Raw genomic sequence first — 17430 nt, 5'->3', positions numbered from 1 at the left:
CCATGGAAGCAAACATAAAAGCTGCTGTTGAAGCAGGTATTTTAAATTATGGAAAAGTTGACGGGATTGAAACGGCCCCAGAATTTCTGACGAAAATCATTCAAGTATTCAATACTGAAGCTACCTATCTGGAGAAATTGGAACTTCTGGATCAGTCTTTTGACGATTATCCTTTGTTTGATGAACTTCGTGAAGTCTATGTTGACTTACTATTGATGAATTTCTTTTCTAATGATGTGCTCAAGCTGGAAGATGACTACCTGGATTCTGAAGAATGGGAAGCTATTGAAGACGAGACCATAGATCGTGGAACTGAATTATTGAATATTTTTCTATATTTAGGTGAATGTAAAGATGACGAGATTGAACCCGAATTGGATGATTTCTTAAAAGAGTTTTTATTGGTTGATGAAGATGAGTTTCAGGATGAACATGAAATCTATGAGGATATCATTGCAAATCAGATTCTAGTGGATAGCCCGTATGCCGAAATAGCCAAAGTCGCCAAGGGAGTTAATCCTCGAAGTGAGGTATATGAACTGTTCTATCCCATAATGAGTTTCTTTAGTGAGTTAAAACCAAATGATCAACAATTTGAAGAATACGCTGCGGTATCGAACAATAAAGCATTTGATTTGGCTCTTTATAAGGTTCTTAGCACTTATTATAATAAATAATTATGACAGATTCAATTAACCCCAGCAATGCCGGATTTGACGCGGTAATTGACAAGAAAAAGAGTATTATCTATGGCGTCGTTCTGGGCGTGATTTCTTTTGTTTTAGGCTTGGGCATTATGAATATTGTGCCGAGGCTAGATTCCTTTTGGTCAGTTATGGCTCTGGAGTTTGTTGTCAATACAGGTGTCTTTGCGATTATCTCTGCGGTGTTTGCTTTCGCTTTAAGAAAAGCAAACGGCGGTTACTGGAGCTTTTCAATAGCATTGAAAACGATATTTTTGATGCTGGCTATTTCGACTATTATTTCAACCATTGGAACACAGATATATGTTAATTTTGTTAATACAGAATTGCAGGAAAAAGTGTTAACGCATACCATTAATCTGACCATTGAGTATATGGAAAAGAATAATATTCCAGATAACGTGATTGATTCAAGGGTAGCCGAGCTGGAAAAACAAGTCGAAGCCATTGGAAAGATAACCTTGGGTCAGATCTTTAAAGGCTTGGCCATTACATTGTTGTTTCAATTTGTTTTTGCATTGCTATTGTCTGCGCTTTCAAAAAAAGAAAAACCAGTATTCGCTCAGCCTGTCAAGTAGATTTTTATAAAATAAAATATAGTGCATAAGGTATTGCTGAGAAAAGTAATACCTTTGTTTGTATTAAAATAGTACATTTTTAGCATGATTAACATTCACATGGATATTTCTGTTGTTGTTCCATTATTTAATGAAGAAGAATCTTTGCCCGAATTGACGGCCTGGATTGACCGGGTTATGACGGCTAATCACTTCTCTTACGAAATTATTTTGGTCGATGATGGGAGCAAGGATAATTCCTGGAAGATCATTGAAGAATTGAAAGTACAAAATGGCAATATTTCAGCCATTAAATTCAGACGTAACTATGGTAAATCCGCTGCTTTAAATGTTGGATTTGCAGCAGCCCAGGGCGATGTGGTCATCACCATGGATGCGGACTTGCAGGATAGCCCCGATGAAATTCCGGAGTTATACGACCGAATTATGAATAAGGGAGCCGATCTGGTCTCGGGTTGGAAACAAAAGCGGTATGATCCATTGACAAAGACAATTCCGACCAAACTATTCAATGGGGTGACCAGATCAATGTCAGGTATTCATAATCTACATGATTTCAACTGCGGTCTCAAAGCTTATAAGAAAGAAGTAGTTAAGAATATCGAAGTTTACGGCGAAATGCACCGCTATATTCCCGTTATTGCAAAATGGGCAGGATTTACGAATATTCAGGAACAAATTGTTCAACATTATCCACGTAAATACGGTACAACAAAATTTGGACCGGGACGCTTTGTTAAAGGTTTTTTAGACTTGCTGTCGATATTCTTTGTCGGAAAATTTGCCAAACGGCCGATGCATTTTTTTGGCGTTATGGGGGTTATAAGTTTCCTCGCAGGTTTATTTATTTCAATCTATTTGATCTGCCACAAATTGATGAGTATAGCTAGTGGTACACCCTTTAGGGATATAACCGATCAGCCATTATTTTTCTTTGCGCTGACGGCGATCATTTTAGGTACCCAATTGTTTTTGACAGGATTTTTGGCCGAGCTGGTTTCGAGAAGTAGTTCGGACCGGAATGAGTATCAAATCGAAAAAGTCATTTAATTCCTATGCGCATTGTGATTCTTGGGTCCGCATACCCTTTAAGGGGAGGAGGGATCGCTTCTTTTAACGAACGACTGGCATCCCACTTTCAAGAATTGGGGCATGAGGTGGATATTTACTCATTCACTTTACAATATCCCAACTTTCTGTTTCCGGGCAAATCCCAATTCTCCGATGAACCGGCGCCACCCGATCTGAATATTAAAACGAAAGTTAATTCGATCAACCCTTTGAACTGGTTTAGGATAGGAAGGGAACTCCGGCAGGCTCGATATGATCTACTTATCGTCCGTTTTTGGATGCCGTTTTTTGGTCCCTGCTTAGGTACAATTCAACGACAGGTGCGAAAAAATAAATACACCAAGATCGTCTGTATTGCGGATAACATTATTCCGCATGAACAGCGTTTTGGAGATAAATTTCTGATCCGCTATTTTTTGAAATCTGTGGATGCCTGTGTCACCATGAGCAAAAGTGTACTCGCTGACTTAAAGATGTTTAGTCCACAGATGCCAGCTGTTTATACACCTCATCCTTTATATGATAATTATGGTCTTCACATGAGTAAAGCTGAGTCCCGCAAGTTGCTCAATATTCAACAGGAGGATCGTGTTATTCTATTTTTTGGGTTTATTCGACAATATAAGGGCCTGGATCTATTACTGGAAGCCTTAGCGGACCCTCGGGTTCGGGAACTAAATATCAAGTTACTATTGGCCGGGGAGTTTTACGGAGACCCAACACCTTATTTGGCACTTATCCAAAAATATCATTTGGAGGATGTGATTTACATGCATACTGATTTTATTCCCAATCAGGAGGTTGGCCGGTATTTCTCGGCTGCTGATTGTGTTGTGTTGCCTTATCGAACTGCAACACAAAGTGGAATTACGCAGGTTGCCTATCACTTTGATTTACCCATGATCGTGAGCAATGTAGGCGGTTTGCCCGAACTGGTACAGGACGGCAGCGTAGGTTATGTCGTTGAACCCAATGTGGGCAGTATCGTCAATGGAATCGTATCTTTCTATCGTCACGATAAGGAAGCTCAATTCCGGACAAACATTCTAGACGAAAAGAAAAAATATAGCTGGGACACCTTTGGAAATGAGCTTCTTAAACTAGTCGATTGATACCCGGAAATAACGAAAATATCCCGTGCTATTGCTGTTTTTGAAATCGCATTTTAAACACCTGAAAAATGTGTGTAAGTGAATTTATTTGTATATAAAGGCAAATTTATCTAAGTTTGGAATACTGAGAAAAAAACTAAAAAGAAGGAGAGATTTTGTTGCCGTTTACACAGAGTAGTTTAACAAAGATAGAGGAGTTTTTTAAAGAACAGGGCTTTAAAGTAAGGTATGAAAAAGGTTCATTCCGCACCGGGGCCTGCATGTTGCAGGCGACAAAGGTTGTAGTCGTGAATAAGTTTTCCAATCTGGAGATAAAAATCCAGTCCTTATGGAATATTTTATTGGAAGTGGAAATTGATTCAGAGGTTATTTCTGAAAAACTTTTCCCGATTTATGAAGAGGTATTGAAATCAAAGACAATAGTTTGAGAATAACATTTTTAGGAACCGGAACATCACAAGGGGTACCCGTTATTGCGTGCCAATGTCAGGTCTGTCAATCTCAGGACAAACATGATAAGCGATTACGTTCTTCTATTCTTATTGAATATAATGATCATACGCTTGTGGTCGATACCGGTCCTGATTTTCGCTATCAGATGTTGCGTGAAAAAGTACTGCATCTGGATGCCGTATTGATGACACATCCGCACAAAGATCATATAGCCGGGCTGGATGATGTACGGGCGTTTAATTATCAGCAGCATTCTTCCATTGCTATTTATGGGACAGCAGCACTTCATGAAGCCCTAAAACGTGAATTTTACTACGCCTTTACTGAAATTAAATATCCCGGAGCTCCGCGATTGGATTTAGAAGAAATAAAAGCAGGGGAGCCATTATTTCTATTTGGAAAAGAGATTATGCCGCTCGAGGTATTGCATTATAAAATGCCTGTGCTTGGATTTAGGATAGATGATTTTGCCTACATTACCGATGCAAAATTTATCTCCGAAGAATCCAGGAAGTTACTGAAAGGTGTAAAAATTTTGGTCGTCAATGCACTCCAAAAAGAATCCCATATTTCCCATCTAACCCTGCAGGAGGCAATAACATTTGCAGAGGATATTAATGCTGATAAGACCTATTTTACACATATTGGGCATCGGATGGGGTTACATGCGGAGGTGTCGGAAGAACTACCGCCCAATATATACCTCGCTTACGATCGATTGCAGATCAATCTTGACGAATCCATTTAATATAAAACTTTAGTGCATTTCTTGTTGTTATACCTATATAAAACAGAATAAGGTATTAAATTATAAAGAAATGGGAAACTTATTGTACATCATCGCCGTTATTTTAGTGATCATCTGGGCGATCAGTTTTTTTGGAGGTTATGCAGCCGGAAACAACATTATCCACATCCTTTTGGTCATTGCCATTATTGTCGTGCTGTTGCGCGTCATTCGGGGTAACGCATAATCAATTCACTATTTAATCAGGTTCAAATAAAACTGGGCAATTTGTAGATCTTGTGGATAGGTGATTTTAATATTTTTTGCATCGCCTTCAACAATAGCAATGCGATTGCCCAGTTTTTCGACCACTGAGGCATCATCCGTAAACAAAGGATCCTCTTTTTGGCAATAGGCTCGTGTTAGCAAGTCAGCATGGAATACCTGAGGGGTCTGTACCAACCAAACCTGATTTCGATCGACGGCATTATTTGATGTACTGTTGCCGGTCCGGACCGATTCAATACTCTTTTGCGCTAGGACAATGGCTTGATGTTCGTATGCCCCCTGGAATGCCCGAGCAATTAAAGAACTAGAGATAATGGGACGGGCACCGTCATGGACGGCAATATAATCATTTGTTCCTAATTCAAAATTTTCCTGGATATATGCAAGGCCATTTTTTACACTTGCGAAACGAGTATCACCGCCAAAAGCCAAATGAACTGGCGTGCGATAATGCTGTTTTAGACATAAATCTGTCCAGAATTGCTCCATTTCTTTGCTGATGACCAAGATAATCTCCGAAATCGTTGATGACTGATGAAAATGATCGATGGTATGCATAATCACCGGTACACCGTTTAAATCAAGAAACTGTTTCGGTAAGTCGCTGTTCATACGACTTCCGGTTCCGGCGGCAACGATAATGACAAAGTTCATAGACAGATATGGCGTGTTTTTATTTAAAAAAACGTGGATAGTTTACAAGCTACCCACGTTTCAAGCTATTTTTAATCTATTCTGTTTAGATGATCAACATCGCATCCCCGTAGCTGTAGAATCTGTATTTTTCTTTTACAGCAACCTCATAGGCATTCATTACATTCTCATATCCCGCGAATGCTGCGATCATTACCAATAACGTAGATTCCGGTGTATGGAAATTGGTAATCATTGAATTTGCAATGCTGAAATCATAAGGAGGGTAGATGAACTTACTTGTCCAATCTGAAGCAGCCTTTAAGTGATGATCTGCGGACACAGAGGATTCAATCGCACGCATGGATGTAGTTCCAACAGCACATACGCGACGTTTATTGTCAATTGCCTTGTTCACTACTTTTGCAGCTTCATCTGTAATAATGAATTGCTCCGAATCCATTTTATGTTTAGTCAAATCTTCCACTTCGACAGTACGGAAGGTGCCAAGACCCACATGTAATGTAACTTCGGCGAAATCCACACCTTTAAGTTCCAAACGCTTCATTAATTCACGGGAAAAGTGAAGACCGGCTGTAGGTGCTGCAACAGCGCCTTCATTTTTGGCATAAATAGTTTGGTAACGGAATTTGTCCTCTGGAGTTGCTTTACGTTTGATATATTTAGGAAGTGGCGTTTCACCCAAAATCTCAATGTTGCGACGGAATTCTTCGTCGGTACCCTCGAATAGGAATCTGATTGTACGTCCACGTGAAGTCGTATTGTCAACAACCTCGGCGACCAATAGGTCATCATCACCGAAATACAATTTGTTGCCAACACGGATTTTACGTGCGGGATCAACCAATACATCCCAAAGACGAAGCTCGTTGTTCAATTCGCGTAACAAGAAAACTTCAATCGTAGCTCCAGTTTTTTCTTTATTACCATATAGGCGCGCTGGAAAAACTTTTGTATTGTTTAATATCATGACGTCTTTATCGTCAAAATAGTCCAATACATCTTTGAAAATTTTGTGTTCAATTTTACCAGTATCCCGATGTAAGACCATCAAACGCGATTCGTCACGATTTTCAGAAGGTTCAGAAGCAAGTAGTGATTCTGGTAAGTTGAATTTAAATTGAGATAACTTCATCTTTAATGATATATATATTAATGTCTGCCTTTCAGTGCATTACAGTGCACTAAATACTAGGTTGCAAAAAGCATACAAAGTTATAACTTTTTTGGGTATCAAAAGGCCTTATTTCTAATTTATACATATATTTTTATTGATTTTGACATTAAATCAAAACTATATTGTATTTTAGAATGCAATTATGTTATTCCTTCGATTAATATTGGAAAGTTGTCAGTTTGCGTTTTCGGCATTAAAGGACAATCGTACACGTACCTTGCTTTCCTTGCTGGGCGTGACCATCGGTATTTTTACCATTATAGGTGTGTTTTCAGCGGTAGATACCTTACGAAATAATATTGAGGAATCTGTCAAGAAAATCGGCAGTAAGACGCTTTATATCGAAAAATGGCCCTGGGATGGCGGTCCCAATTACCCTTGGTGGAAATATTTGAATAGGCCCGAACCTACCTATAATAATTACCAGGATTTAAGAAGTCGTATGACCACGGCCGAGTATATGGCGTATATGATCAATATCGGCAATACGACGATTAAATATAAGAACAATTCGGCCCAAGGCTCTTCCGTAAATGCAGCTACCTATGAAAATCTATATATCCAAAACTTAAATATTGTTGACGGTCGATACTTTGCCGAAAGTGAATCCAGAAGTGGCGCTCTTGTAACGGTATTAGGAGCCAACATCGCAGAGGGTCTTTTTCCAAATGAGGAGCCCGTAGGGAAGTATATCAGTATGTTGGGCAGGAAGATTCAGGTTATCGGTGTGTTAAAAAAAGAAGGTAACGGCGTATTGATCAATACATCGCCTGATGATACGGCTTTTATTCCTTTTGAATTGGCCCGCAATCTTGTCAATTATGATAATTTCTCGCCGAGTATAGCCATGGTGATCAAGTCGAATTATACCTTGGGGGAGGCGGAAAGTGAAGCAAAAACATTGATGCGTTCGATCCGTCGCATTGCCCCGCAACGTGAAGAAAACTTTTCCATTAACCAGACAACGATGATTACGGGCGCTTTGGATCAGCTTTTTGGTATCATCAATCTTGCTGGTTTTTCCATTGGTATTTTTTCTATTTTAGTTGGTGGTTTTGGTATCGCGAATATCATGTTTGTCAGCGTCAAGGAACGAACACATATTATTGGAATCCAAAAAGCATTAGGCGCTAAAAACTTCTTCATCTTATCGCAGTTTCTCATTGAGTCTATCGTGCTTTGTTTACTAGGGGGCGGGATAGGTCTTGTCGTTGTTTATTTTCTGGCTTTTATCGTTCAATTGGCGACTGGCGTGGCCATTGTTGTCAGCTTAAAGATGGTTATTCTTACGGTTTCTCTTTCGACCTTTATTGGCCTAATATCAGGGATAGTTCCGGCTTTAATGGCCTCGCGGTTGGATCCTGTCGAAGCAATTCGTAGTAAATAAACTCGTCATGGAAAAAAAAGTCCAAATTTCGATATTGAATGGATTTTGGCTTTTGATTTTTGCTTACAGCTGTACGCTGATGGCGGAAATTACTTGGCGCTACCACAGTTTTGCATTAGATGCAAATTTTCTCATGATCAAACAAACTGAAATTGAGGAGCTTTGGTGGTACAAGTATGCTTTTTACACCCATGTCTGCACCGCAATCCTTGCTTTGCCCGCTGGTTTTACCCAATTTAATTTAGGCTTACTGAAGAAACGCCCCCGACTACACCGGACGATCGGCTACATGTATGTCGTCAGTATTTTGGGATTTGCAGCACCTTCTGGTGCTTTGATTGGCTCTGTCGCCAACGGCGGGGTATTTGCAATCATTTCGTTTGAGTTGCTCGCACTGGGATGGTTCTATTTTACATGGCAGGCAGTGCGTCTGGCAGTTCAGAGAAAAATTAATCTTCACCGTGATTTTATGCTGCGGAGTTTTGCCCTGACCTGTTCAGCACTTACATTACGCTTTTGGAAGGTGATTCTGGTCTATCTCTTTCATCCCAATCCGATGGATCTTTATCAGATTATCGCCTGGTTGGGCTGGGTTCCTAATTTATTACTTGTAGAGTTTATTATTTATCGAAAAAATCATAATTTACAAAACCATTATGGTCTACCCGACTTATAAATGGCATGAACTCATTTATTTAATAAAACAAATTATAATAAAATGAAAAGGAATATTTATTTATTGTTAGCGCTTTCTGCCCTGATCGGTTGTAAGGATAGAACAAATAAGAAGGCCCTTGAGCCTAAAGCAAAAGATTCCGTTGTTCTCGAGCGTGAAGCGCATCAGGAGCTTTATGGCAATTGGGTGGGCGATTTTGTGATCGATGAAAATTTACTTGAAGATGGAGAGGGCCTTCCAACGACAGATTATAATCCAAAAATAAACCTGACCATAAAAAAAATTACCGATAAAGGGAATGTTTTTGGTCAGAATGTGGTCAAAGGGAATCTACGTTCGCTGACGGGGAAACTTGAGGGCGAGGGGAATGCCATGCAGCTACTGTTAGATGAACCTGGGGATAAAAAATCAGATGGTCGTTTTGAAATAAAACTGAGGGATGATACATTGATCGGTAACTGGGTTGCCTATGACCAGAGCGTGAAAATTAAAAAAAGAAATTTCAAGTTATTAAAGAAACAGTTTGCCTATAATCCCAATCTGATGTTAAATAATCAAGATGAAGAATATGGAACTTTGGTCGATTGGATCAATTCGAAAAAGAAAGAAGCGACAGATCAAGACGGTGATTCGACTTATACCTATGTGATGGAATATTATCGGTCTGCATCCCCGGCAGTATTCAGTATAAATGCCTCTAAACAAAAATTGGCAGAGAAAGACTTGAAAAACTTAAAAAAATTAGATCTGGAGATTATCCGAAATACGATTTTTGCACGGCATGGTTATGCATTTACTAAACCTTCTATTCGTCAGTTCTTTGATCCGGTAGATTGGTACGTGCCGGTTTCGAAAGATGTAAGTGCGGAACTGAGTCCGTTGGAAAAAGATAATATTGCTCTTCTCACGAGATTTGAGAAGTATGCGACCGATAATTATGATACGTTCGGAAGGTAATTTTCCTATGGATTTTATGTCTGATTCAGAAGCGTAAAAAAGCGGTCGTACAAGGTGCGGCCGCTTTTTTTTATTTTTTCAATTCCACAAAATTATACCTGTTCGGTGCGGATGGAAACAGCATTTTTATGTGCTTGTAGTCCTTCGAGCTCGGCAAGTATTTCGACCGTAGATCCGATTTGTTGAAGTCCGGTCTCATTGATATGCTGAAATGTTATTTTTTTTACAAAAGAATCCACGGAAACACCGGAATAGGACCGCGCGTATCCGGATGTCGGCAATGTATGGTTCGTGCCTGATGCGTAGTCACCGGCACTTTCTGGGGTAAGGTGTCCTAAGAAGACCGAGCCTGCATTACTGATATGACGTGTCAGGGATTCCCATTGATCCGTTTCAAGGATAAGGTGCTCCGGAGCGTATTCATTTGAAAACTGAATGGCCTCCTGGAGGTTGCCAACCGTGACAGCATAGGAGTTTTCAATTGCTCTTGAGGCAAGTTCCTTGCGTGGCAAAACCGTTAATTGTGTCTCGATTTGCGTATTAACGGCATCTACTATAGCCGTGGAAGTCGCAACTAATACGGCCTGACTGTCTGCTCCGTGCTCTGCCTGTGCGAGGAGGTCCGCCGCTACGAATGCGGGGTTGGCGGATTCGTCAGCAATGACAAGTACCTCAGATGGGCCGGCAGGCATATCTATACTAACATTCGTTAATCCTTGTATGATTGACTTTGCCTTGGTGACAAACTGATTGCCAGGGCCAAAGATTTTGTCGACTTTCGGAATAGATTGCGTACCGAACGCCATGGCTGCCACCGCCTGCGCGCCACCAACAAGGTAGATCCGCTTTATATTGAGTAATTTCAAACAATAAGCGACAAATCCATTAATCTTTCCATTGGATTGTGGCGGTGAACAAACTACGATTTCCTTACATCCCGCGATGCGAGCCGGGATACCCAGCATCAATAATGTGCTCGGCAATACTGCAGAACCTCCGGGGATATACAGGCCTACTTTTTCAATTGGACGTATTTCCCGCCAGCATTTTACGCCCGGCATTGTCTCGACCGTGCGTTCTCTTTTAAGCTGCGTGCTATGGAATCGGTGGATATTCTGGAATGCGATTTCCAAAGCGCGCTGTTGGTCGCGCTGTATGGTTGCCGCTAGCTCATCTATGTCATCCGCATCCAAAAAGAGTTTGTCAAGCTGTACTTTGTCAAATTTTTCGGCATACTCACGAAGTACAGTGTCACCTTGTATGCGTACCTTTTGAATAATATCCTGGACGACATCCTGAATTGCGTTGTTCGGGTCTGTATTCCGGGCAACCAGCTGTTGTCGTTCCTCTTCTTTTAAAGATTGGTAATCATATTTTTTTAACATGGTCGTCAGAATCGGTCAAGTTTAAAGAATGATTTTTTCGATTGGCATCACAACAATACCCTGCGCACCCTCAGCTTTTAATTTGTTGATTTTATCCCAAAAATCGTCCTCCGTAATAACGGTGTGTACGGCTACCCAGCCTTCTTCAGCCAATGGAACTACAGTTGGACTTTTTACACCATGTAATAGTGAAGTGATTGCGGGAAGGTTTTTCTTCTCTACATTCAAAACCACATATTTGGTCTCCTTGGCAAGCAGAACTGATTCGATGCGTTGAACTAATTCGGTCAGGATTTCGTTTCCTTCGAGTCCTTTTCGTCCAACTAAAATTGCTTCCGAATTTTTGACATCTGCAAAAGGTTTTAAACCATTGCTTTTCAATGTTCCACCTGTGGAAACAATATCACATATTGCGTCGCTAAGCCCCAGACCGGGTGAAATTTCAACAGATCCGGATATCAATCGTATATCTGCGTTGATTTTGTAATCGTCAAGAAAATTTTTAAGAATATTAGGGTAAGAGGTTGCGATTGCTTTGCCGTTAAGGTCTTTGATGTCCTGAATGGAACTATCTTTCGGTATCGCTAGTTTTAAGGTGCATTTTCCGAAGCCAAGGCGTTTAATATATTCTACTTTTGATTCGGTTTCATCAATGATATTTTCACCTACAATACCAAGATCAGCTATTCCTTGTTCGACATAACCCGGAATATCATCATCTCTGAGAAATAATATTTCTAGGGGGAAGTTGCCCACAGTGGTAATTAAGGAGCTTTTGTAGTTTTCGAAATCTAAACCACAGTTTTTCAGTAATTGAACAGATTTTTCGTTTAACCTACCCGATTTTTGGATAGCAATTTTAAGATTTTTCAACGCTTTATAAATGTTAGCAGTAAATTATTAATAATAAGAAATCAAACAAGAGGGAAGGTATTCTACGTAAGAACACATTAAATTAACATATCGCCACAATGGCGATGATGCAAATGAAAATGATGTACGTAGGTATAGACCATGTTTGTATTAATAACTGATAGCAAATGTATAGCAAATTAATGGGAAATACAAAAATATCATTTTAAAAAGTTTAAGGATCCAGGCTGTGACGGTTTAAATCGCTAAAATTTCTGCCTGTTTTCTATAAAGTTTGAAACATAGACTGACAACTCTTAGAAAATTCCTTATTTTTAACAAATGAAGTCTTTTTAAGTTTCCATTGCCTATAGGCCGAGCTGGGTAAGGAACCGCAAGTATCAGCGATATGATGACTTCAATAGTTATAGTGCCATGCATAGTTTTACTGTGTTAAATGAAGTAAAGTATAATAAAGAATCTGTATAGATGAAAAGAATAGCATTTATTTTAGTAAGCTGGATGACCTGTCTGTCTGGTTTTACGCTGGCTCAGGAGAGGCCAGCTTCTACATTAGATATCCGTATTTTGGAGTCTATTGCCGAAACAAGAACCGAGCCCCAGACACAAACTTTTAAGGTGCTTTCTGATATCAATAACTATGTGCAGGTGGCTGTACCCGTAGGTCTATTAGTTGCGGGAGCTATTAATAATGACAAAGCAATGCGTCAAAATGCACTTTACGTAGCGAGTAGTACCGCTGTAACGGCATTAGTTAATGTGGGAATAAAACATTTGATCAAACGGAGCCGGCCATTTAAAAAATATCCAAACTTTATATCCGTTCGCACAGCCAGCGGCTATTCTTTCCCTTCCGGGCACACCTCATCAGCATTTGCGACAGCTTCCGCATTATCCCGTGCCTATTCAAAATGGTATGTTGTTGCTCCTTCATTACTCTGGGCTTCTAGTGTTGGCTATTCCAGAATGTATTTGGGTGTGCATTATCCTACAGATGTACTGGCTGGTGCGGTGTTGGGAGCAGGCTCTGCTTTTGCATTGGATGGATTAAGAAAATAAAATAGAAATTTGTTTAAACGAATAATTGATGCAAGTTATTAGAATATTGGTGGTGGGCTGTGGTAATATGGGTGCTTCTCATGCCAAGGCTTATCATGATCTAGAAGGATTTGAGATCGTTGGTCTGGTTGCTAGAGGTGATAGCAAAAATAGACTTAATGCAGAATTAGGTTCCGAATACCCTTTGTTTGAATCCTACGAGTCCGCATTGGAACAAACAAAACCTGATGCTGTCTGTATTGCGACCTATCCGGATACCCATAAGGACTACGCGATTAAGGCTTTCGAATCAGGCGCTCATGTTTTCATTGAGAAGCCCTTGGCGGAGGATGTAAGCTCAGCCGAAGAAGTCGTGAATGCTGCCATAAAATATGGTAAAAAACTGGTGGTAGGATATATTCTGCGTTACCACCCCTCGTGGATTAAGTTTATCGAGGTCGCAAAGACTATGGGAAAACCTTTGGTCATGCGGATGAACCTCAATCAACAAAGCCATGGTTACATGTGGAATGTTCATCGCAATCTGATGTCAAGTCTGAGTCCAATTGTTGACTGTGGTGTTCACTACATTGATGTGATGTGTCAGATGGCAGGCGTTAAGCCGGTACGTGTTTCGGCGATAGGTGCCCGACTCACTGACGATATTCCGGCGTGGAACTATAATTATGGTCAGCTCCAGTTGCATTTTGAGGACGGGTCTGTCGGTTGGTACGAAGCTGGATGGGGCCCTATGGTGAGCCAAAATGCATTTTTTGTAAAAGACGTTTTCGGCCCCCGGGGATCGGTGTCCATTGTAGCAAACAAAGCTAGTGACGAAGGCAAATCGGATTCGGTCGCATCGCATACGCAAACAGAAAGTTTAAGGGTGCATTATGCTGATTTAGATCAACGCAATGAATTTATCAAAGGAGATGAATGGATAAACTTGTCTGATGAACCAGATCATCAGGAATTGTGTAACAGGGAGCAACGCTTCTTTCAGCAGGCGATTTTAGCGGATCTTGACCTGTCTTCTTCCATGGAAGACGCCATCAATAGTTTACGCATCGCGCTCGCTTGCGATGAGGCTGTGAAAACCCAGCAAACGGTAATATTATAGTTTTCATTTCATTTAGGTGTATTTCTTTTTTTACCCCTTTTGCAAAAAATAGCGGAATAAAAAACAAATAAATAAAAAATATAAAGGAAGGATAGGCTTTTTGGTCTATCTTTTGTTATTTAGCTACATATTTATCAGTCTTATGCAGAATTTATTCAAAGTAGCGTTGTTGTTCGGCTTGTCCATTCCTATAGTACATGGACAGGATAAGCAATGGCAGATGGAGTTGGTGTTTAAAGGGGAGATTTCTCCTGAAAAATTTGAAAATGAGATTCCTGAATTTGCGAAAGAGTTTTATGAGCCTTTTCTAAAAGGAAAGATGGCTTATAAGAATGTTGAGATCTTAGCCGATGCCGATTATTCTTCTGCTGTGATTAATCAAAAGGAGCATGCTATTTTGAATAGAAAATTGGCAAAAACATATTCTTTTTCGGCAGGGGACGATATTGTCACGGCGGAATCTTATCACCCATCCTATAAAATTGTGAGCAATAGATTGAAAGAATCTGAAGGTCCCTATGTATGGATGCAAGATCTAGGTGAGATTGAAAATGTAGCTGGAGTGACCTGTAAAAAAGCAAAATTATTTATCAAAAATCAGGCAGATTCGGCTGAAGCCACCGTTTGGTATTCGGAAGCGGTACCTACCTATTATATGACCGCTTTTTCGTTTGTCAATGATCTTCCGGGCGCTGTGCTAAAATTGTCGTTAGGTGCAAATGCTGATTTGGGTTTCGAGACAACTAAAGTGGCTAACGTGTCCGGTACAAAAGATTTCCGATTGCCTCAGGATATTAAAGTTGTTGATATTTCAGGTGATGGTCCTGTGGAGGGTGGCGACGATGTGAGTTTATTTGAAGATACTTTTCCTTTGGATAGATCGCTTAAATGGGTCATGGTGAAAGATAAGGAAACGAATGATGAATATTATGGGATAAAGAGCACAACGGGACAGGAAGTGCTATCCTGTTCACTTTTTTCCTTGGCTTATTTTAATGATCAGACTGCCATCGTTTCAGATAAGGATAATTACTTCTGGCTACTGGATAAAAAGGGGAACAAAGTGAACAAAACAGGGTTTGACTGGCTCACTCCGGCAACGGAAAGATTGGCTATTTTTCAGAAAGATGGAAATTTTGGACTCGTTACACAAGAAGGGAAGGTTTTACTGGATAAAAAAGAAAACATAAGCAAGTTTTTGGGTAATTATTTGATGTTTTCAGAAGAAGGAAAAATAGGATTATTGGATGAGCATGGAAAAATTATTGTTCAGCCTAACCTGTTGTTTTTGGATGTAGACAGTGCAGGTAAAGTTCTGGTACGGGATAAGGAAGGAGAGGAGACAAAAACGCTTGAATTTGATGCATTTATAAAAGAATATGTGAAATAATTTAGAGTTTATTGAGATAAACAGCTGTCAGTTATGACAAAAAAAGCATTCGATGTCGATGATTGAATGCTTTTTTTTGTAATCACTATTTTTATATTCTGTTTAAGGAATATTCAGAAATTTGTGTGTCTGTAGGGAGATGTCCCATTTCGGATTTTCTTTGACGTAGTCAATAATGGACGGGGTCATTTCTTTGGATTTGGACCATTCCGGCTGAAGGTATAATTTGCAATTCGGACCGACCAATTGTGCATATTCTTCTCCCCAGGCAAAGTCGCTTTTATTGAAAACGATCACTTTGAGCTCTCCGGCTGCATCAAGTACGTCTTTTCTTGGTGCTTTGAATTTTTTTGGAGACAGGCAGATCCAATCCCATTCTCCACTTAGAGGATATGCGCCGGATGTTTCGATAAAAGTTTTTATTCCGGCAGCATGCAGCCCCTTAGTGAGGTAATCCAAATTATAGATCAATGGCTCTCCACCTGTAATAACAACTGTTTTAGCGGGATATTTCTTGGCATTTTCAATAATTGAATCTGCCGCTGTAAGCGGATGGATAGATGCATCCCAGCTTTCTTTTACATCGCACCAATGGCAGCCCACATCACAGCCACCCAATCTGATGAAATAAGCAGCAGTCCCGGTGTGGAAACCTTCCCCTTGGATGGTGTAGAACTCTTCCATCAAAGGTAATCGTGTTCCGTCTTCTGGTACTTGATTCGACATAGTTAAAATTTGAGTCTGCAAAGGTAGTAAATATTAATGATACGCTCAATTTAAACTGTTTTTTTCACAGGGTCAACGCATTTAAATTTGATTAAAAATTTGCATTAGATACTTATCATCCCATCCCGCTTTGAGTCTCTTTGTGACCAATGAGCCCTTTGATGTATCCTTTTTGAGCAGATTAAGTCCTATTTTTCTAATATATGAGAAGTTGTCGGCCGCATTCTTTGTTCTCTTTCTTTGCCTGTCCTCATTAAATATCATATCCAGTGACCAGTGCAACTTGTTTTCCACGCCCCAGTGTAACCTGATATAACTATTGAAATGTGCCGCTTTTTCACTCAAGCTGCTGATATAATAGCGCTGTTCTGTGGTCACCTTGTTTCCTATCTCCCTTGTGGAACTTATGCGTACCACCGATTTTATTGAAGCCCATGAAATACTGTTGTCTATGAAGGTAAGGTCGGTGATCACCTCGCATTTACGGCTTTCTATGCGTCCGTGCCCTTTCTCCTGGGCGAGATCTGCGTCTGCTGGAAGCTGGTTTTCAAATCGACCCTTTATCTGATCCGATAGTTCCTGTTGGTTTCCCTTGACCGATAGGATATAATCCGCCTTGTTCTCTACGATCTTCTGTGCAATATCGACTTGGGTACCCATAGCATCTATGGTCACGATGCTCCCTTCTATGTCCAGCAGTTCCAATAAAAGGGGGATTGCGGTGATCTCGTTGCTCTTATCAGAGACTTTCAATTGTCCCAATACCAGCTCATTACTGGATGCCCATGCGCTCACCATGTGTATTGGACTCTGGGAATGAAAACTATCCCTTGAACCCCTAATGCTCTTCCCATCTATACTGATGACCTCCTTTTTGATCGACTCATTCTTCAGGCTACCTGCCCATTCTACGAACATTTTTTCAAACAACTTGGGCCGAAGACCGCTGAAGACACGATTGATCGTGTCGTGTGAGGGAATCCCATGAGGCAGTTTGAGAAAACCTTTGAGAAAACCAAGCTTGGTTTTACCGAAAGCCTCAATGGAATCCCAGGATTCAGCACCACAAAGTACACCAAGGATCGACAGAATGATGATGTCACTCAAAAGATGC

At 40.3% G+C, this 17430-nt stretch carries 19 protein-coding genes; 13 read left to right on the top strand and 6 right to left on the bottom strand.

From position 1 onward, the window contains the following. The first annotated feature begins 2 nt into the window (after positions 1-2). From DCO56_RS03150 to DCO56_RS03120, 7 genes are all read left to right on the top strand, one after another. Positions 3-677: a hypothetical protein gene (locus DCO56_RS03150; protein ID WP_108632279.1), complete on the top strand. Its 675-nt coding sequence runs from the start codon at positions 3-5 to the stop codon at positions 675-677. 2 nt (positions 678-679) lie between these two features. Next, a complete protein-coding gene (locus DCO56_RS03145) occupies positions 680-1282 on the top strand; it encodes a DUF4199 domain-containing protein (RefSeq protein ID WP_108632278.1) in 603 nt (200 codons plus the stop codon). Between the two features lie 99 nt (positions 1283-1381). Beyond that, a complete protein-coding gene (locus tag DCO56_RS03140; RefSeq protein ID WP_108632277.1) occupies positions 1382-2332 on the top strand; it encodes a glycosyltransferase family 2 protein in 951 nt (316 codons plus the stop codon). Between the two features lie 5 nt (positions 2333-2337). Further along, positions 2338-3465, top strand: coding sequence for a glycosyltransferase (locus DCO56_RS03135; protein ID WP_108632276.1), 1128 nt, complete (start codon positions 2338-2340; stop codon positions 3463-3465). A gap of 155 nt (positions 3466-3620) precedes the next feature. Further along, positions 3621-3893 (top strand): hypothetical protein, encoded by a 273-nt coding sequence (locus DCO56_RS03130; protein WP_104382585.1) that lies wholly within the window; start codon positions 3621-3623, stop codon positions 3891-3893. Beyond that, positions 3890-4666 (top strand): MBL fold metallo-hydrolase, encoded by a 777-nt coding sequence (locus tag DCO56_RS03125; RefSeq protein WP_108632275.1) that lies wholly within the window; start codon positions 3890-3892, stop codon positions 4664-4666. Before DCO56_RS03130 ends, DCO56_RS03125 begins: the two co-directional genes overlap by 4 nt. 70 nt (positions 4667-4736) lie before the next feature. Beyond that, positions 4737-4892 (top strand): lmo0937 family membrane protein, encoded by a 156-nt coding sequence (locus DCO56_RS03120; RefSeq protein ID WP_104382583.1) that lies wholly within the window; start codon positions 4737-4739, stop codon positions 4890-4892. 8 nt (positions 4893-4900) lie between these two features. Here DCO56_RS03120 and DCO56_RS03115 read toward each other — a convergent pair whose 3' ends face one another. Beyond that, positions 4901-5587, bottom strand: a complete 687-nt coding sequence (locus DCO56_RS03115; RefSeq protein ID WP_108632274.1) for a 2-C-methyl-D-erythritol 4-phosphate cytidylyltransferase — start codon at positions 5585-5587, stop codon at positions 4901-4903. 85 nt (positions 5588-5672) lie between these two features. After that, a complete protein-coding gene (gene queA, locus DCO56_RS03110; RefSeq protein WP_108632273.1) occupies positions 5673-6722 on the bottom strand; it encodes a tRNA preQ1(34) S-adenosylmethionine ribosyltransferase-isomerase QueA in 1050 nt (349 codons plus the stop codon). 184 nt (positions 6723-6906) lie between these two features. Between queA and DCO56_RS03105 the strand changes: the two genes are divergently transcribed. From DCO56_RS03105 to DCO56_RS03095, 3 genes are read left to right on the top strand one after another with little or no spacing between them, the layout of a single operon-like run. Then, a complete protein-coding gene (locus DCO56_RS03105; RefSeq protein ID WP_172394580.1) occupies positions 6907-8151 on the top strand; it encodes an ABC transporter permease in 1245 nt (414 codons plus the stop codon). Positions 8152-8158: 7 nt separating this feature from the next. Continuing rightward, positions 8159-8827 carry a DUF2306 domain-containing protein gene (locus tag DCO56_RS03100; protein ID WP_206531914.1) on the top strand — a complete coding sequence of 223 codons (669 nt, stop codon included), beginning with the start codon at positions 8159-8161 and terminating at the stop codon, positions 8825-8827. 42 nt (positions 8828-8869) lie between these two features. After that, positions 8870-9784, top strand: coding sequence for a YARHG domain-containing protein (locus DCO56_RS03095; protein WP_108632271.1), 915 nt, complete (start codon positions 8870-8872; stop codon positions 9782-9784). Between the two features lie 92 nt (positions 9785-9876). Here the strand turns inward: DCO56_RS03095 and hisD are convergent, their stop codons facing one another. Both hisD and hisG read right to left on the bottom strand, forming a co-directional pair. After that, entirely contained in the window at positions 9877-11169 is a 1293-nt protein-coding gene (hisD, locus tag DCO56_RS03090; protein WP_108632270.1) for a histidinol dehydrogenase, read from the bottom strand. Positions 11170-11190: 21 nt separating this feature from the next. After that, the gene (gene hisG, locus DCO56_RS03085; protein WP_108632269.1) at positions 11191-12042 is read right to left on the bottom strand and encodes an ATP phosphoribosyltransferase; all 852 of its coding nucleotides are present in this window, start codon (positions 12040-12042) and stop codon (positions 11191-11193) included. 468 nt (positions 12043-12510) lie between these two features. Between hisG and DCO56_RS03080 the strand changes: the two genes are divergently transcribed. The 3 genes from DCO56_RS03080 to DCO56_RS03070 all read left to right on the top strand — a co-directional run bounded on the left by DCO56_RS03080 (position 12511) and on the right by DCO56_RS03070 (position 15590). Continuing rightward, positions 12511-13101: a phosphatase PAP2 family protein gene (locus DCO56_RS03080; RefSeq protein WP_108632268.1), complete on the top strand. Its 591-nt coding sequence runs from the start codon at positions 12511-12513 to the stop codon at positions 13099-13101. Between the two features lie 28 nt (positions 13102-13129). After that, positions 13130-14200, top strand: coding sequence for a Gfo/Idh/MocA family protein (locus tag DCO56_RS03075; protein ID WP_108632267.1), 1071 nt, complete (start codon positions 13130-13132; stop codon positions 14198-14200). Between the two features lie 142 nt (positions 14201-14342). Further along, on the top strand, positions 14343-15590 hold the full coding sequence (locus DCO56_RS03070) for a hypothetical protein (protein WP_108632266.1): 1248 nt from the start codon (positions 14343-14345) through the stop codon (positions 15588-15590). 102 nt (positions 15591-15692) lie between these two features. On the opposite strand, the gene DCO56_RS03065 is transcribed toward DCO56_RS03070, so the two are convergent. Together DCO56_RS03065 and DCO56_RS03060 are read right to left on the bottom strand one after the other, a co-directional pair. Next, the gene (locus tag DCO56_RS03065; RefSeq protein ID WP_108632265.1) at positions 15693-16316 is read right to left on the bottom strand and encodes a 7-carboxy-7-deazaguanine synthase QueE; all 624 of its coding nucleotides are present in this window, start codon (positions 16314-16316) and stop codon (positions 15693-15695) included. Positions 16317-16397: 81 nt separating this feature from the next. Next, on the bottom strand, positions 16398-17430 hold a 1033-nt coding region (locus DCO56_RS03060), incomplete at its 5' end, for an ISAs1 family transposase (RefSeq protein WP_219929294.1).

The organism is Sphingobacterium athyrii (genome assembly GCF_003071065.1).
GTDB classification, from domain to species: Bacteria; Bacteroidota; Bacteroidia; order Sphingobacteriales; family Sphingobacteriaceae; genus Sphingobacterium; species Sphingobacterium athyrii.
This window is presented reverse-complemented; position numbering and strand designations above follow the sequence as displayed.

Bases quoted from the DNA above. Each gene is read 5' to 3' on its own strand.
- DCO56_RS03080 (WP_108632268.1), top strand. From the start codon at position 12,511: ATGAAAAGAATAGCATTTATTTTAGTAAGCTGGATGACCTGTCTGTCT.
- DCO56_RS03120 (WP_104382583.1), top strand. From the start codon at position 4,737: ATGGGAAACTTATTGTACATCATCGCCGTTATTTTAGTGATCATCTGG.
- DCO56_RS03135 (WP_108632276.1), top strand. From the start codon at position 2,338: ATGCGCATTGTGATTCTTGGGTCCGCATACCCTTTAAGGGGAGGAGGG.
- queA (WP_108632273.1), bottom strand. From the start codon at position 6,722: ATGAAGTTATCTCAATTTAAATTCAACTTACCAGAATCACTACTTGCT.
- DCO56_RS03150 (WP_108632279.1), top strand. From the start codon at position 3: ATGGAAGCAAACATAAAAGCTGCTGTTGAAGCAGGTATTTTAAATTAT.
- DCO56_RS03115 (WP_108632274.1), bottom strand. From the start codon at position 5,587: ATGAACTTTGTCATTATCGTTGCCGCCGGAACCGGAAGTCGTATGAAC.
- DCO56_RS03140 (WP_108632277.1), top strand. From the start codon at position 1,382: ATGGATATTTCTGTTGTTGTTCCATTATTTAATGAAGAAGAATCTTTG.
- DCO56_RS03100 (WP_206531914.1), top strand. From the start codon at position 8,159: ATGGAAAAAAAAGTCCAAATTTCGATATTGAATGGATTTTGGCTTTTG.
- DCO56_RS03145 (WP_108632278.1), top strand. From the start codon at position 680: ATGACAGATTCAATTAACCCCAGCAATGCCGGATTTGACGCGGTAATT.
- DCO56_RS03075 (WP_108632267.1), top strand. From the start codon at position 13,130: ATGCAAGTTATTAGAATATTGGTGGTGGGCTGTGGTAATATGGGTGCT.
- DCO56_RS03095 (WP_108632271.1), top strand. From the start codon at position 8,870: ATGAAAAGGAATATTTATTTATTGTTAGCGCTTTCTGCCCTGATCGGT.
- DCO56_RS03105 (WP_172394580.1), top strand. From the start codon at position 6,907: ATGTTATTCCTTCGATTAATATTGGAAAGTTGTCAGTTTGCGTTTTCG.
- DCO56_RS03065 (WP_108632265.1), bottom strand. From the start codon at position 16,316: ATGTCGAATCAAGTACCAGAAGACGGAACACGATTACCTTTGATGGAA.
- DCO56_RS03070 (WP_108632266.1), top strand. From the start codon at position 14,343: ATGCAGAATTTATTCAAAGTAGCGTTGTTGTTCGGCTTGTCCATTCCT.
- hisD (WP_108632270.1), bottom strand. From the start codon at position 11,169: ATGTTAAAAAAATATGATTACCAATCTTTAAAAGAAGAGGAACGACAA.